Here is a 1,598-nt window from a genome sequence, read left to right as displayed (position 1 = left end):
TAAGTTATTATGAACGAAAATGAGCTCCCCTTTATGCAAAACCGTGGGTTATCTTGGCAATACTGTCCCAGTAAAGAAACCAAATCCAAACTGGACTGCCTAAAAACAGAGCCACATTGCAAAGGAGAGCTATACAATGAAGTCTGTCACAAAATATGTGGGTTTAGACGTATCTAAAGAAAAAATTGCCGTTGCTGTCGCGAACGAGGGCCGTGAGCCTGCTTATTTTATCGGGATGTTCCCCCATACAGAAAAAGCGGTTCGTAAGTTTATTCAGACCTTGACTCAGGATGGTAGCTCACTTGAAATTTGTTATGAAGCAGGTCCTACCGGCTACGCATTGTATCGGTTGCTTACACAGATGGGCATTTCCTGTTCGGTGATTGCTCCGTCGCTTATCCCTTCTCGTCCAGGCGACCGGGTGAAAACGGATCGGCGGGATGCTTTAAAGCTCGCACAACTTCTTCGTTCAGGTGAGCTACAGGCTGTCTACGTTCCCACCGAAGCGGATGAAGCCTTGCGCGATTTAGTTCGTGCCCGGGAAGATAGTAAGGAAAATCTGCTTCGCGCTAAACATCGTTTAACGAAGTTCCTTCTTCGCCATAGTATTCCTGGACCCGAAGGGGTTCGTCGCTGGTCGGTGAAATATTGGTCCTGGTTAAAGGTGCTGCGTCTTCCTAATGCCGTTCAGCAGACAGTTCTTCAGGAATACATTCATACGATTCAAGAAGAGATGCTACGCCTAGGACGCTTGGAAAAATACATGGCTCAAGAAGCTCAGAGTGGCCCACGGGCTTCCCTCATTACCGCTTTACAAGTTTTGCGCGGCGTGGCTCTAATCACAGCGATCACGCTGGTGGCAGAAGTCGGTAGTTTTCTTCGGTTTCCAAAAGGGAGTTCGTTTATGAGTTACACCGGACTCGTTCCCAGCGAGTACTCCACCGGGCAAACGACGCGTCGAGGAGCCACAACAAAAGCAGGCAATCGGCATGTACGCCGAGCTGCTGTCGAGGCTGCCTGGAGCTATCGGTATCAGCCTGCCTTGAAAGGGAAATTGCTGCAGCGACAACAGGGTCAGAACGCTGAAGTGTGTGCCATGGCTTGGCACGCTCAGGTTCGTTTACACGAAAAATATCGAAAGCTCCTTTCCCGGGGCATGAACAAGAATAAAGTCATTACCGCAATTGCAAGAGAACTCAGCGGATTTGTTTGGGCAATTGCTTCTCAGATCGAAACCCAGCAGCGCGTTGCAAATCAAACGACGTAGTGCCCTCTTTCTTAAAACCTCGTTTAAAAAGGAAACGGTTTTTCATGTGGAGGGTTGAGCCTTGAAGGTGAAAGGAAAACACGTAGCAGAAGAATCCACGGCGTTCAACTTGCGATAAGAGCTCTTGGCTCCGAACTCGCGATTTAAGTTTATCCGGCAGCTTCTGCGCGACGTAGGGATTACATGTGGTAACCAATCCACGAATATCAGATTGCTCAACGTCAACGAGCCGTTTTCACCTTCGGGGCTGAGCCCTTAACTTTGCTTCAAAACGGAGCTGTGAAAGGAGTTTCTTAAAGCGCCTTTGACATTTTCGTTCATATCAGTTGAA

General features: G+C 48.4%; 1 protein-coding gene. It reads left to right on the top strand.

Annotation, left to right across the window (positions count from 1 at the left end; all coding sequences use genetic code 11):
• Positions 1-136: 136 nt before the first annotated feature.
• Positions 137-1,267 carry an IS110 family RNA-guided transposase gene (locus HF638_RS28370; protein WP_169483231.1) on the top strand — a complete coding sequence of 377 codons (1,131 nt, stop codon included), beginning with the start codon at positions 137-139 and terminating at the stop codon, positions 1,265-1,267.
• The last annotated feature ends 331 nt before the right edge of the window (positions 1,268-1,598 follow it).

The sequence above is a fragment of the Paenibacillus sp. SZ31 genome (assembly GCF_012912005.1).
In the GTDB taxonomy this organism is placed as follows: Bacteria; Bacillota; Bacilli; order Paenibacillales; family Paenibacillaceae; genus Paenibacillus.
The sequence above is the reverse complement of the archived record's forward strand: the minus strand, read 5'-3'. Positions and strand labels throughout refer to the sequence as shown.